Source organism: Breoghania sp., assembly GCF_963674635.1.
Taxonomy (GTDB): domain Bacteria; phylum Pseudomonadota; class Alphaproteobacteria; order Rhizobiales; family Stappiaceae; genus Breoghania.
This window is the reverse complement of sequence record NZ_OY771475.1, coordinates 3,799,822-3,814,239: the sequence shown is the minus strand read 5'-3', so window position 1 is coordinate 3,814,239 and position 14,418 is coordinate 3,799,822. Positions and strand designations below refer to the sequence as shown.

Here is a 14,418-nt window from a genome sequence, read left to right as displayed (position 1 = left end):
ACTGTCATGGCACGGATCACGCTCGATCACCTCGCCCATTCCTATTTCCCCAATCCCGTCAGCGAAGACGATTACGCGTTGAAGGAAATGAACCACGAGTGGGAAGACGGCGAAGCCTATGCGCTTCTGGGCTCGTCCGGTTGCGGCAAGACCACCCTCTTGAACATCATTTCCGGTCTGCGCAGGCCAAGCCAGGGCCGTGTGCTCTTCGACGGGGTCGATGTCACCGATGCGCCGACGGCGGAACGCAACATCGCGCAGGTCTTTCAGTTTCCGGTCGTCTACGACACCATGACCGTGCGCCAGAACCTCGCCTTCCCGCTTCGAAACCGCGGTGCGGATGCGGCCTATGTGGCCGAACGCGTCCAGACCATCGGACGCGTCATCGGCATGGAGGCGGAGCTTGACCGCAAGGCCCGCGGCCTGACGGCGGACGCCAAGCAGAAGATCTCGCTCGGGCGCGGCATGGTGCGCGAGGACGTCAACGCGCTTTTGTTCGACGAGCCGCTGACCGTGATCGACCCGCACATGAAGTGGGAGCTGAGAACCCAGCTGAAATCCCTTCATCGCGAGTTTGGCCACACCATGATCTACGTGACCCACGACCAGACCGAAGCGCTGACCTTCGCCGACAAGGTGGTGGTGATGTATGACGGCCGGGTCGTGCAGATCGGCACGCCGCAGGAGCTCTTCGAGACCCCGCAGCACACCTTTGTCGGCTATTTCATCGGCTCGCCGGGCATGAACATCCTGCCTGCGGCAATCGAGGGCGACCGCGCGACGATCAACGGGGCAAGCATCCCGCTGGCCAGCCACTACGCCCCGCTCACGGGCAAGGTGGAGATCGGCGTTCGCCCGGAATTCGCCCGTCTTTCGGCAACCGAGGGCCTGCCCGTGCGCATCCGCCGGGTGGAGGATGTGGGCCGCCACAAGATCGTGCGCGCGGAATGCTTCGGCAAGGACATCAACATCATCGCGCGCGAGGACGAAGAAATCGCCGCCGACATGACCCGCGTCGCCTTCGATCGGGCCCGCATCAACGTCTATGCCGATGACTGGCGCGTCGCCGGGGAGGCTGCGTGATGGAAAAGACCCCAAACCAGAAAGCCTGGTTCCTCGTTCTCCCCGTCCTCGCGCTGGTGGCCTTTTCCGCCGTCGTGCCCTTGATGACGGTGGTGAACTACTCGGTTCAGGATACCTTCGGCAACAACCAGTTCTTCTGGGCGGGGCTGGAGTGGTTTTCGGAAATGCTGCAATCGGAGCGCATGTGGAATGCGCTTGTGCGCCAGCTTGCCTTCTCCGCCATCATACTCGCCATCGAGGTACCGCTCGGCATCTTCGTGGCGCTGAACATGCCCAAGCGCGGCTTCTGGGCCTCCACCTGCCTCGTGCTGATGGCGCTGCCGCTGCTCATCCCGTGGAACGTGGTCGGCACGATCTGGCAGATCTTCGGTCGCGTCGATATCGGCCTTCTCGGCTACACGCTTGAGGCCGTCGGCATCGACTACAACTACACGCAGGACATTTTCTCCGCCTGGGCGACCGTCGTCGTCATGGATGTCTGGCACTGGACGTCGCTGGTGGCGCTGCTGGCCTATGCGGGCCTGCAATCCATTCCCGATGCCTATTATCAGGCCGCCAAGATCGATCAGGCGAGCCGCTGGGCGGTCTTCCGTTACATCGAACTGCCGAAAATGAGCGGCGTCCTGATGATCGCGATCCTGCTGCGGTTCATGGACAGCTTCATGATCTACACCGAGCCCTTCGTGGTGACGGGCGGCGGGCCCGGCAATGCCACGACCTTCCTGTCTATCGATCTGGTGAAGATGGCCCTCGGCCAGTTCGACCTCGGCCCGGCAGCCGCCTTCTCCATCATGTACTTCCTCGTGATCCTGCTGATCTCGTGGGTCTTCTACACGGTGATGACCAATCTCGACCGGGCCGAACAGGAGGGCGTGGAATGAGCGATACGACCATGACCAGCGCCCCGCGCAAGGCCACCCGATCGGGCAATTTCGCGCTGCCCCGCGTCAACGGTTCGGCCATCGTGATGACGCTCTATCTCCTCTTCCTGCTCCTGCCGATCTACTGGCTCTTCAACATGAGCCTGAAGAGCAATCAGGAGATCCTGTCCACCTTCACGCTATGGCCGCAAGCCGCGACGCTCGACAACTACAAGACCATCCTGACGGATGCCTCGTGGTACATGGGCTATGTCAACTCGCTGATCTACGTGGTCATGAACACCGTGATCTCGGTGACGGTGGCACTGCCCGCAGCCTATGCCTTCTCGCGCTATTCCTTCATGGGCGACAAGCACCTGTTCTTCTGGCTCTTGACCAACCGCATGGCCCCGCCCGCGGTCTTCGCCCTGCCCTTCTTCCAGCTCTATTCCTCCATCGGCCTTTTCGACACGCATATCGCGGTGGCGCTCGCCCACTGCCTGTTCAACGTGCCGCTGGCGGTGTGGATTCTGGAAGGCTTCATGCGCGGCGTGCCGAAGGAAATCGACGAGACCGCCTATATTGACGGCTATTCCTTCCCGCGCTTCTTCATCCGCATCTTCACGCCGCTGATCGCATCCGGCATCGGCGTCGCCGCCTTCTTCTGCTTCATGTTCTCCTGGGTGGAACTGCTGCTGTCGCGCACACTGACTTCGGTCAACGCCAAGCCGATCGCCGCCACCATGACCCGCACGGTCTCCGCCTCCGGCATGGACTGGGGCGTGCTGGCGGCGGCAGGCATTCTGACCATCGTGCCGGGCGCGCTCGTGATCTATTTCGTGCGCAATTACATCGCCAAGGGCTTCGCGCTGGGGAGGGTGTGATGGGAGTTTCTAACGCTCGGAGAGTGCCGCACGCACCAATCCCCTCTCCCATGGGGAGAGGTCGGACCAAAGGTCCGGATGAGGGGTGCAAGGTTCCCGGGGATACGGAGAACTCAAATCCCCTCACCCTAACCCTCTCCCCATGGGAGAGGGGACTGGATCGCGGGTGTTGCGGACTTCTTGGTCTCACGCCGGCTTTGGCGAGCGGCGCGGCAAACCCGCAACGTCGCCCCCGAACAAGAGCCCGGCCCCAGCACCTCTCCCATGGGGAGAGGTCGGCGCGGATGCGCCGGGTGAGGGGTGTCGGGCTCAGCCGGAACCCCGAAACCTCGCATCCCCTCCCCCTTTCACGGAGGCAGAGAGGACCAGGCTGCATCGTGGGGGGTGAACGTACCAATAGATTGAAAACACATACCGTTTCAGCCTGGCGGGGAGGACATTGATATGGACTGGATGGCATGGACCACGCCGACGGCCATTTTCTTCGCCGTCATCGCAAGCCTGCTGATCGTCTTGACGGTGCTGGGCATCCGGTATCCGGAAACCCCGCGCGTGGGTGTGCTCAGGATCGAGACGACCCGCGGCGACCGACTTTTCATCACGCTTCTGGGCTCGGCCTTCATCAATCTGGCCTGGCTTGGTCTTTCCGGCCTGCCCCAATGGGGCGCGCTGGTGGTCTGCCTGATCTATGCGACAGCGGTTTTCCGCTGGGTGTGACGGGCGAGGAGGACGGCGATCCGGCAAGGGAGCGAGGCCGGACCGCTTGAACGAACGACGCTTCTTTTGTTCTGGGAGGAAACAATGATACCGAGATTGAAAGAGACAACGGCCCTCGCCTTGCTGGCGGGCCTCATCGCGGGCCCCGCATGGGCTGGCATGGAGGACGCCAAGAAGTTCCTCGATGCCGAGATCGGTGACATGTCATCGCTGACGCGCGCCGAGCAGGAAGCGGAGATGCAGTGGTTCATCGACGCCGCCAAGCCCTTCGAAGGCATGGACATCAAGGTCGTGTCGGAAACGATCACCACGCACGAATATGAATCCAAGGTGCTGGCCCCGGCCTTTACCGCCATCACCGGCATCAAGATCACGCACGATCTGATCGGCGAGGGCGACGTCGTTGAAAAGCTCCAGACGCAGATGCAGTCGGGCCAGAACATCTACGACGCCTATATCAACGACAGCGACCTGATCGGCACCCATTGGCGCTATCAGCAGGCCCGCAACCTGACCGACTGGATGGCGGATGAAGGCGCCAGCGTCACCAATCCGAACCTGGATCTGGACGATTTCATCGGCACCTCCTTCACCACCGGGCCGGACGGCAAGCTCTACCAGCTTCCCGACCAGCAGTTCGCGAACCTCTACTGGTTCCGCTACGACTGGTTCAACGACGCCAAGACCAGGGCCGACTTCAAGGAAAAGTACGGCTACGAGCTCGGCGTGCCGGTCAACTGGTCGGCCTATGAGGACATCGCGGAGTTTTTCACCGGCCGCGACATGAGCTATGCGGGCGGGCCCACCAAGGTCTATGGCAACATGGACTACGGCAAGAAGGACCCCTCGCTCGGCTGGCGTTACACCGATGCGTGGATGTCCATGGCCGGCATGGGCGACAAGGGCGAGCCGAACGGCCTGCCGGTCGATGAATGGGGCATTCGCGTCAACGACAAGTCCCAGCCTGTCGGTTCCTGCGTGGCCCGTGGCGGCGCGACCAACTCGCCCGCTGCCGTCTATGCGGTGACCAAGGCCATCGAGTGGCTGCAGAAATACTCGCCCCCTGCCGCCGCCGGCATGACCTTCTCCGAGGCTGGCCCCGTGCCCGCCCAAGGCGAGGTCGCCCAGCAGATGTTCTGGTATACCGCCTTCACCGCCGACATGGTGAAGCCGGGCCTGCCGGTGATGAACGAGGACGGCACGCCGAAGTGGCGCATGGCCCCCTCCCCGCACGGCGTCTACTGGTCGCAAGGCACCAAGATCGGCTATCAGGACGCAGGCTCCTGGACGCTGATGAAGTCGACGCCCGTCGACCGCGCCAAGGCGGCCTGGCTCTATGCCCAGTTCGTCACGTCGAAGACCGTGGACGTGAAGAAGTCCCATGTGGGCCTGACTTTCATCCGCGAAAGCTCCATCCAGCATAAGTCCTTCACCGAGCGCGCGCCGAAGCTCGGCGGTCTGGTCGAGTTCTATCGCTCGCCCGCCCGCGTGCAGTGGTCGCCCACCGGCACCAATGTTCCCGACTACCCCAAGCTCGCGCAGCTGTGGTGGCAGAATATCGGTGACGCCATGTCCGGCGCCAAGACCCCGCAGGAGGCCCTCGACAGCCTTTGCGAAGCGCAGGAAAAGGTGATGGAGCGTCTGGAGCGCGCAGGCGTTCAGGGCGACATCGGCCCGAAGATGAACGATCCGAAGCCCGCCGAGGAATGGCTGGCAATGGAAGGCGCGCCGAAGGCCAAGCTCGACAATGAAGACGAAAAGCCCATGACCGTCTCCTATGACGAGCTGATCAAGTCCTGGCAGTGAGCGCAGACCCTGCCTGAGAAAACGCGAAACGGCCGCCTCTCGGGGCGGCCGTTTTTCTTTGCCCGACCTCCCTTGCGGAACCCTGCCCTCTCCCGCTGCGTTGTCTTCCCATGTGCAAAATTCAAGCGGCAAACGGGGACCCATGCGAATGATGGACGAGCCCGTCGGTACATGTGCCCGGCGCGACGACCTTGAAACGGACACGCTGTTCGAGAAGGGCCGCAATGTCTGGTGCGTGGCGCATGCGGATCGCGCCGCGCCGCTCATCGATGCGGGCGCCTATTTCGGGGCGCTGCGCGAGGCCATGATCCGGGCTGAAAAGACCATCACCATTGTGGGTTGGGACATTGACAGCCAGATGCGGCTGGTCGGCGAGGACGGCACGGTCGAGGACGACCTGCCGGAAACCCTCGCCGCCTTTCTGAGCGAACTTGTCCACCGCAACGAGGATCTGCATGTCCGCCTGCTGTTGTGGGACTATTCGGTGATCTTCTCGCTGGAACGCGAGCTCGCCCCGCGCCTGCGTCTTTTCTGGACCACGCCCTCACGGATCGACCTGTGTCTGGACGACGAGATCCCGCTGGGCGCCTCGCAGCACCAGAAGATCGTTGTCATCGACGACAAGGTGGCCTTCTCCGGAGGGCTGGACCTGACCCGCAGGCGCTGGGACAATTCCACCCACAAGGCCAGCGACGACCGCCGCGTCGATCCCTCGGGAAGCGCCTATGCCCCGTTTCACGACGTGCAGATGGTCGTGGACGGCGAAGCGGCGCAGCGCCTGGGCGAGCTCGTGCGCGAACGCTGGTTGATCGCGACCGATGAGACGCTGGAAAAACCGCAAGCTGACGACACCGGCGCGCAGGATCCCTGGCCGCCCTCGCTCGCGCCGGATTTCACCGACCTGCCCATCGCCATTTCCAGAACCGTTCCCTCGCAGCACGGTTCGCCCGCCGTCACCGAGGTGGAAAAGCTCTGGTACGACATGGTCGGACGCGCGCAGCGTCTCGTCTATATCGAGAACCAGTATCTGACCGTCCAGCCCTTCGCCGAAAAGCTGGCCCAGCGCATGAAGGAAAAGCCGGAACTTCAGGCGCTGATCGTGGTGCCGGAGACCTATCCGGAACTGCTCGCCAAAGCCTCCATGCTCGAAGGACGGCAACGCTTCATGCAGGTCCTGAGGCACGCCGACGTCGCCGACCGGGTGCGCCTCGTCTATCCGCGCGCCAGCGATGACGGGGTCAGTGTGCCCATCATGGTGCACGCCAAGGTGATGGTGATCGACGACACGTTGCTGCGCATCGGTTCGGCCAATCTCTCCAACCGCTCCATCGGGTTCGACAGCGAATGCGACCTGACCATCGAGGCCCGCAGCGACGCTGAGCGCGAAAGCCTCGCCCATATCCGCAACCGGCTGATCGGCGAGCATGTCGGCATTGCGCCGGAGATCCTGCAGCAGGAACTCGATGCGGCGGACGGTGCGCTCTTCACCGCACTCGATGCGCTGCCTGAAACACGGCGCACACTTCATCCCGTGCGCGACGAGGAGATCGACATTCCGATGTCGCTGGGCCCGATCGGCGATCCGCCCGAGCCGCTCTACGATCTGAAAGCCGCCGCAAGAGCCGCCCCCGATCCGCGCTGGTGGCCGACCATCGTGCGCGTCTGCATTGCCGTCGGCGTCATCGGGCTGGCGATCCTCGCCTGGCGGCACTCGCCCGTTTCCGACCCGCAAAAGGTCGGCGAGCTTTTCCGCAGCCTGTCCGCGCATCCCTGGGCCCCGGCGCTGGTGATCGGCGCTTTCATCGGCGGCGGACTGGTTTTCTTTCCCGTGACCGTGCTCATTCTGGCCACCGTCGCCGTCTTCGGAAGCTGGGTCGGCATGCTGCTTGCGGCGACCGGCGCAACGCTCAGCGCCGCCGCCACCTATCTGGTGGGGCGCGGCATCGGTCAACGCACACTGCGCCGCATCGTCGGCCCGCGCATCTCCCGCGTGCGCCATGGCATTTCCGATCACGGCATCATCACCATCGCCAGCATCCGGCTCGTCCCGGTCGCGCCCTTCACGCTGGTCAATCTCGTGGCCGGTGCGGCGCGGGTGCGCTTTTTCGACTATGTCATCGGCACGCTTCTGGGTCTCGCGCCGGGGCTGCTGACCATGACGCTGCTGGCCCAACAGGTAAGCCAGCTCATCAATGAACCGACGGCGGGACGGATTGCGCTGTTCGCCGGTCTCGTGGTGGTCTGGGGGGCGTTTCTGTTCGCGCTGCAGTTTCTCGTGCGCCGCTTCAGGCAGGCCCACTCGTGAGAGAGCGCCGCCCCGACAGCATTCGCGTCATGACATGGAACATCCATGGCGGCATCGGCCCGGATGGCCGCTTCGATCTTGACCGCATCGCGAAGCTCATCCTGCGCCACGATCCCGATGTCGTGGCGCTTCAGGAGATCGAGACGCGCGGCCGCGGTCAGGACAGCCTGCAACCGCTCAGGATGCTTTTCGAGGCGCGCGGGCATTGGCACGAGGCCCGCACCATCAGCGCACCCGACGGCGACTATTACGGCCATGCACTGTTGAGCCGCTGGCCCATGCGGCACGGTCGCCTGCACGATCTGTCCTTTTCGGATCGCGAACCCCGCTTCGCCATCGAGGCCAAGATCGACAGCCCCCACGGGCCGCTCCACATGGTATCCGCCCATCTCGGCCTCGCCCTGTCCGAGCGCCGCATGCAGGCGGGAAAACTGGCAAAGCTGGCACATCCGAGCGGTGGCGAGCCGGGCATTGTCGTTGGCGACTTCAACGACTGGTTCGCCTTCGGCGCCGTGCGCCGCGCATTGCGCGCCGTGATGCCCCAACGCACCATGCTCAAGACCTTTCCCGCCCGGGGCCCGATTTTCCGTCTCGACCGGATCTATGTGAAGGGCCCGGCCAGATTGACGGCAGCGTGGAGCGACCGGGAGGCGCGCACCTGTTCCGACCATCTTCCCGTCATCGCCGACATCGCGCCTCGCGCATCCGACTGATCCGGCAAATCGCATCGGGAACATACTTCCCGACCACGCGTTGACATGACACAGACGCGCAAAACTGCGCCGACCATGGAGGAAGACAATGGAAAAGCCCGAAATCATCGAACATGGCGACGGCTGGGTCTATGTGCTGGACGGCAAGACATCGAAGCCGTTTCCCACACGCGATGCAGCGGAAACGGCCGGGACCGAAGCATCCCGGAGCAAAACGGTCGCCGAGGAAGTCCTGGAAGAGGGCCTTGTGGACAGCTTTCCCGCAAGCGACCCGGTCTCGGTCACACGCGTTGATTAGGCCTCTCCTGTAGAAGAGCCACGCTCTTCGCACAGCTCTTGGCTAGTCCTCGCGCAAGGCGCGCGAGAACTGGTCGGAGAGCGGCTTGAAGAGATAGCTCAGCATTGTGCGGCTCTGCGTTTCGATGAAGCATTCCGCCGGCATGCCCGGCAAAAGCCGCAGATCGCCGAGCCGCGCAAGCTCGTCTTCCGAGATCGCAATATCGATGCGGTAGAAGGCCGAGCCGGTCTTCTCGTTCATCACGCTTGAGGGCGAAATCGTCTCAACCCGGCCGAAGAGCTCCGGCGTGGTGCGCTGGTTGAACGCGGGAAAGCGGATCGTTGCCTGCTGCCCGATATGCAGCTGATCGATGGAACGCGGATCGACGGCGACCTCCACTTCAAGCCCCTGACCGGCGGAAATCAACTGCATGAGCGTGCCACCCGCGGGTACAACGCCCCCGATCGTGTGGACATTCATCTCATGCACGATGCCATCAATGGGCGCGCGGATATCAACCCGCTCCAGCTGCTTGGTGGTCGCCACGATCTGCTGGACAAGATCGTCCACCGTCGTGGTCGCCTCGCGCAATTCCGAAAGCACCTGTTCGCGGAAGGACCGCTCCACCTGAAGGATGGCGATTTCCGTCTCGCGGATGGAGTTGTCGATGCGCGCCAGATCCGCCTGATGTTCGGAAATCTGCCCGACCAGATCGGCCCGCGCGCGCTCCTGCGCCACCACACGGGTTCTGGACGTCAGTCCCTTGGCGAGCAGGGAACGCAAGCCCACCAGTTCATCCTCGATGAGCGCCAACTGTTCGCGCTTGGAAGCGATGAGGCCCTTCACCCCCGCGATCTCGTTGGCATAGCGCGCAATCTTCTCGCGCTGCTGCTCGATCTCTCCGGTGCGCATGATGCGCCGTGCCTCAAAAAGTTTCTCCTGCCCACGCTGATGAACGCCCGCCAGATCACCGAGACCATAGCTGCGCACCAGCGCCTCATCGAAAACGATTTCCCTGAGCCCGTCGCGCTCCGCCTCAAGCCGGGAGCGCCGGGCCACCGCCTCGCGCAAGCGGTTGCGATAGATCTCCAGATTGGCCTGCAGCACCGTCTCGTCGAGCTGCACGAGAATATCGCCCGCCTTCACCAGGTCGCCGCTTTCCACCGCGATCGATTTGACGATACCGCCATCCAGATGCTGGATCGATTTCGGCTTGCCGCGCACGATCACGGTGCCGTCCGCGACCACCGCGCCGGAAAGCGAGGCGACGGCCATCCAGCCGAAGCCGCCACCGAACAGCACCGCAAAACCGATGAGCCCGGCGACCATCGCCCCGCGCCAGCTTGTATGCACCACGCGTTTTTCGTCCGTGCCGCTCATCGCCCTACCCCGCCGCCATGCGTGTGACCTTGCGAAGAACCTCGGCCTTGTCGCCGAACTCCTTCACCGTGCCGCCCACCAGCATCATCACCTTGTTGACCGCAACGATTGCCGAGGGACGATGCGCCATGACGACCACCACGGAGCCCTCCGCCCGCATGGTCTCGATCGCCGCCGTCAGCGCCGCATCGCCCTCCGCATCGAGATTGGAATTGGGTTCGTCCAGCACCAGAAGTTTCGGCCGCCCATAGAGGGCCCGCGCCAGCGCAACACGCTGGATCTGTCCGCCGGAAAGAATGCCCGCGCGCGCCTCCACGAAGGTGGAATAGCCCTCGGGCAGACGCAGGATCATCTCATGCACGCCCGCCGTCTTCGCCGCCCGCACGATTTCGCCCTCATCGGCTTGCGCATCAAACCGAGCGATGTTCTGTCCGATAGTTCCCGCCAGAAGCTCCACCGATTGCGGCAGGTAGCCGATGTGACGCCCGAGCGCCTCGCGATCCCACTGGTCGAGCGCGGCCCCGTCAATGCGGACCGAACCCGCATCGGGCGTCCATGCGCCAACCAGAAGCCTTGCCAGGCTCGACTTGCCCGAAGTGGACGGCCCGATCACGCCGAGCGCATCTCCCGGCGCAAGATCGAAGGAGATATTCGACAGGATCACCCGGCGCTTGCCCGAGGCATCCGCTGGCCCCGGCGCGAATTGGCGCGCAATGCGCACCTCCAGATGCCCCTCCGGATCTGGCAGCTGCAACGGCGTTTCGCGCGCAGGATGTGCCGCCATATGCGCCTTCAGGCGACGGTATCCCTGATGCGCCCTCAGGATGTTCCGCCATTGCCCGATGACCTGATCGACCGGCGAAAGCGCCCGCCCGGCAATGATGGAGGAAGCAACGATCATGCCCGGCGTGATTCCCTGACGGATTGCCAGATAGGCGCCGAGAGCGAGGATCGCGGATTGAAGCAGAAGACGGCAGGCCTTGGAGGCAGCGGACAGAAACTCACCTCGCTCCCCACCCTGTTGCGCACCGGAAAGCGCACGCAGATGGATGGCATGCCAGCTCGCGGCCAGATTCCCCAACATGCCCATGGGCAGGATCGTCTCGGCATTTCGAAACGACTGATCGGCGAACCGGCTTTCGGCCACCTCCTGAGACATGGCGTCGGACAAGGGGGCCCGCGTCGCGGTCTCGTTCAATAGGGCCAGCACGGTAACGAAACCGGCCCCGACCAGGGTCAGCAATCCAAGCTGCGTGTGTATGAGAAAGACGATCGCGAGATAAAGCGGCATCCAGGGCAGATCGAAGAGGCCGATCAGGCCGGGGGATGAAAAGAAGTTGCGCAAGGTGCCAAGGTCGGCGAGCGGCTTTCCCGGCACAGCCTCCCGTCCCATGCCGGTCTCGACATAGCCGCGAAAGACAAGCGGGCTCAGCCGCTCGTCGAGCCAGTATCCGGCGCGCGACAACACCCGCGCACGCAACGCCTCGAAGGCTCCAAGAAACAGGAACAGGCCGACCACCAGGGCAAACAGCGCCAGAAGCGTCGGCACGGACCGGCTGGTCAGCACCCGATCATAGACCTGCAACATGAAAAGCGGCCCGGTCAGCATCAAGAGATTGACCGCAAGGCTGAAGAGCCCAACCCCGACAAAGGCGGACCGCAAATTGCCCAAGGCAACACGCAAGGGATCCCCCTGCCCCCGCCTGTCTCTCGCTGACGTCATTCTGGTCCCGCTTTGCCCCGTCATCGCAGATCCTGCCCACCCGTGTGACTTCAAGACCGAAGATAAACGGGCGGATCATCGAGCCCGAAAGTCTAAATTGAATCCATTAACGATGCGTCCTCACGCAGCGCCGCGTGCAAAGCCCATTCATCGGGTATCACCACCATATCGCATCGCCCCGTCATCAACGCCAGAACGTGGCTTTCCTTCAAACGGAAGATGCAAAGGAACACCACCTGCCTTATGGACAGGGGCTCTCCGGGTAAGATAAACTCCCTACACGAACAAGACTTCCATCGCAGCATCTGGCTGGCATGATTTATATTTATCGATTTTATATTTTTGTATGACGCTGGAATATCTGCCTGGACAATTTTCTTCCTGCCCTCCGGAGCGGAGGGCGATTTGATTTTCTGGAGCGTCCCATGCCCATCGGTATCACCTTCAAGGAAACCATGGCCGGAGCCTTTGCGCTTGGCGAGGCATCCCCGCAAGCCGGGGAGGAGCGCGGCAAGGCGCAAGGGCTCACGCTCGCAATACATGCCAGGGTGGAGATCCCGGATCTCGACGCCTTCATCGCGGACCCGGACCACTGCGGAAAACTGTCCGGCACGGTGGATTTCTCTCCGCTTGGCATCGGCCTGACCGCCTCGCAGGGCGTCTTCAACCTGTTCCAGCCCTCCGATGATCCGAAGCTGAAATATATGGTCTACGAGCTTGGCTTCAGCCATGACGGGCACCCGCTCTATCTGGCGGGCAAAAAGCACGTGCGCGACGATGCGGGTTTCGACATGTGGTCCGACACGACCACCCTCTTGACCCACCTGCATGAGGGCGAGAACGCGCAAGGCGGTGTGATCGGCGCAGGCGTCTTGCGGCTCAACGGGGGCGCGCTGGCCAGCCTGATGTCCACCATCCGGGTGATCGGCACCGACAACCCTCTGGAACAGGCGGGGGCGGTCGCGAAATTCGGACAGTTTTTCATGGGCGAACTCTGGGACAGCTACGCGCCACGCTTCGGCCAGCGCGAAAACGCCGACTGAGCCGTTCGATCGGTCGGAAAAGGAGACCGGAGATGGCAGGCCGTTATGATGTCATCGTGGTGGGGTCGGGCTTCGGCGGGGCGGTGACAGCTTGCCGTCTGGCGCAGGCGGGCCGCAAGGTCGCGGTCCTTGAACGCGGACGCGAGTGGAGCCCGGCGGATTACCCGCGCGCACCAAGCGATGCGTGGCTTTGGGACAATGACCGCCCGCAAGCCTGCAACGGCTGGATCGATCTTCGCAATTTCGGTGACATGAGCGTGGCGCAGGGCGCAGGCGTCGGCGGCGGGTCGCTGATCTACGCCAACATCTTTGTGGAGGCGGAACCTTTCGCCTTTGAAAGCGGCTGGCCCGCCGACATCACCTACGAGATGCTCCGACCCCACTACGCGGAAACCGGGCGCATGCTCGGGGTGCAGGAGCTGCCGGACGGCCAGCTCAGCGAGCGGTTCAGACTGATGCGCGAGGGCGCGGAAAAGATCGGCGCGCGCGACCGGTTTCGCAAGCTTCCAATGGCCGTCACCTTCGACGCGGACTGGACATATGACCTTCCCGACGCCCATGGCCCGCACCATTCGAAGGTCTGGACCAACCCGCAGGGCCAGCAGCAGGGCACCTGCATCCATTGCGGCAATTGCGATATCGGCTGTCAGGTGCGGGCGAAAAACACGCTGGACCTGAACTACCTCGCTGCAGCCCGGCAGGCGGGCGCGGAGATCCACGCCAACCACATCGTGCGGTCTCTTGTCCCCATTGCGGACGAGGGCTTTCTCCTGCAGGTGGAGCGCATCGAGGATGGCCGCCTGGTGCCGGTCGATCTGGAGGCGGACCGGGTGGTGCTGGCGGCAGGCTCGCTGGGCTCCACCGAGTTGCTGCTGAGATGCCGCGACGAATACCGCACCATGGCGGGCCTTTCGAAGAGGCTCGGCCATGGCTGGTGCTCAAACGGGGACTTTCTGACCCCCGCGCTTTATCGCGACCGAGAGATCTGCCCCACCCGCGGCCCGACCATCACCTGCGCCATCGACTTTCTCGACGGCAGCGAAAGCGGCAATCGCTTCTTCGTGGAGGATGGAGGCTTTCCCGATGTGCTCGGCAATTCCGTGGAAGAGGCGGCGGCCACCCTTTCCCGCGCCAATCCCGGTCTGGCCGAACTGTTCGTGAAGGCGGGCACCACCGCACGCGGACGCAATGCGCTGTCCCGTCTCATGCCGTGGTTCGGTCAGGCGGTCGACATGCCCGACGGCACATTCTCCCTGAAACGCCCCTGGTGGAAACCGTGGGGCGAAAAGCGCCTCCATCTCGACTGGCCCTTTCAGCGCTCCGAAGCCGCCATTCAGGGCCTTTCCGATATGCACGACAAGCTGTCGCGCGCCACAGGCGGCATTCCCATCGAGCCCTTCACATGGAGCATGCTGCGCAACCTGATCACGCCCCACCCGCTCGGCGGCTGCAACATGGCCGACAGTCCAGAACAGGGCGTGGTGGACAGCCGGGGTCGCGTCTTCGGCCAGCCGGGGCTCTATGTGGCGGACGGATCCATCGTGCCGCGCGCGCTGGGTCTCAATCCCTCACGCACCATCGCAGCCCTTGCCGAACACATCGCCGCCGCCATCATCGCGGAATAGCT

Annotated in this window: 12 protein-coding genes; 10 read left to right on the top strand and 2 right to left on the bottom strand. The window is 63.4% G+C overall.

Annotated elements, in window-relative coordinates:
- The first annotated feature begins 6 nt into the window (after positions 1-6).
- The 8 genes from ABGM93_RS16600 to ABGM93_RS16565 all read left to right on the top strand — a co-directional run bounded on the left by ABGM93_RS16600 (position 7) and on the right by ABGM93_RS16565 (position 8,666).
- Complete coding sequence (locus tag ABGM93_RS16600) at positions 7-1,083, top strand: ABC transporter ATP-binding protein (RefSeq protein ID WP_321501350.1); 1,077 nt, start codon at positions 7-9, stop codon at positions 1,081-1,083.
- Entirely contained in the window at positions 1,083-1,964 is an 882-nt protein-coding gene (locus tag ABGM93_RS16595) for a sugar ABC transporter permease (protein ID WP_319774996.1), read from the top strand. The genes ABGM93_RS16600 and ABGM93_RS16595 overlap by 1 nt, the downstream gene beginning before the upstream one ends.
- Before the next feature lie 86 nt (positions 1,965-2,050).
- Positions 2,051-2,827 (top strand): carbohydrate ABC transporter permease, encoded by a 777-nt coding sequence (locus ABGM93_RS16590; RefSeq protein ID WP_321505973.1) that lies wholly within the window; start codon positions 2,051-2,053, stop codon positions 2,825-2,827.
- Between the two features lie 444 nt (positions 2,828-3,271).
- The gene (locus tag ABGM93_RS16585; protein WP_321501347.1) at positions 3,272-3,544 is read left to right on the top strand and encodes a DUF2160 domain-containing protein; all 273 of its coding nucleotides are present in this window, start codon (positions 3,272-3,274) and stop codon (positions 3,542-3,544) included.
- An 84-nt stretch (positions 3,545-3,628) separates the two neighbouring features.
- Entirely contained in the window at positions 3,629-5,350 is a 1,722-nt protein-coding gene (locus ABGM93_RS16580; RefSeq protein WP_319774994.1) for an ABC transporter substrate-binding protein, read from the top strand.
- A 148-nt stretch (positions 5,351-5,498) separates the two neighbouring features.
- Positions 5,499-7,655, top strand: coding sequence for a VTT domain-containing protein (locus tag ABGM93_RS16575; protein ID WP_321501345.1), 2,157 nt, complete (start codon positions 5,499-5,501; stop codon positions 7,653-7,655).
- A 29-nt stretch (positions 7,656-7,684) separates the two neighbouring features.
- Entirely contained in the window at positions 7,685-8,368 is a 684-nt protein-coding gene (locus ABGM93_RS16570; protein WP_321501343.1) for an endonuclease/exonuclease/phosphatase family protein, read from the top strand.
- 88 nt (positions 8,369-8,456) lie between these two features.
- Complete coding sequence (locus ABGM93_RS16565; RefSeq protein WP_321501341.1) at positions 8,457-8,666, top strand: hypothetical protein; 210 nt, start codon at positions 8,457-8,459, stop codon at positions 8,664-8,666.
- Between the two features lie 42 nt (positions 8,667-8,708).
- Here the strand turns inward: ABGM93_RS16565 and ABGM93_RS16560 are convergent, their stop codons facing one another.
- The gene (locus ABGM93_RS16560; RefSeq protein WP_321501339.1) at positions 8,709-10,025 is read right to left on the bottom strand and encodes an HlyD family type I secretion periplasmic adaptor subunit; all 1,317 of its coding nucleotides are present in this window, start codon (positions 10,023-10,025) and stop codon (positions 8,709-8,711) included.
- 4 nt (positions 10,026-10,029) lie between these two features.
- Positions 10,030-11,709, bottom strand: coding sequence for a type I secretion system permease/ATPase (locus ABGM93_RS16555; RefSeq protein WP_321501337.1), 1,680 nt, complete (start codon positions 11,707-11,709; stop codon positions 10,030-10,032).
- Positions 11,710-12,173: 464 nt separating this feature from the next.
- On the opposite strand from ABGM93_RS16555, the gene ABGM93_RS16550 reads away from it, so the two are divergent.
- Both ABGM93_RS16550 and ABGM93_RS16545 read left to right on the top strand, forming a co-directional pair.
- Positions 12,174-12,791, top strand: coding sequence for a hypothetical protein (locus ABGM93_RS16550; RefSeq protein ID WP_321501335.1), 618 nt, complete (start codon positions 12,174-12,176; stop codon positions 12,789-12,791).
- Positions 12,792-12,823: 32 nt separating this feature from the next.
- Complete coding sequence (locus tag ABGM93_RS16545) at positions 12,824-14,416, top strand: GMC oxidoreductase (protein ID WP_321501333.1); 1,593 nt, start codon at positions 12,824-12,826, stop codon at positions 14,414-14,416.
- Positions 14,417-14,418: the final 2 nt, after the last annotated feature.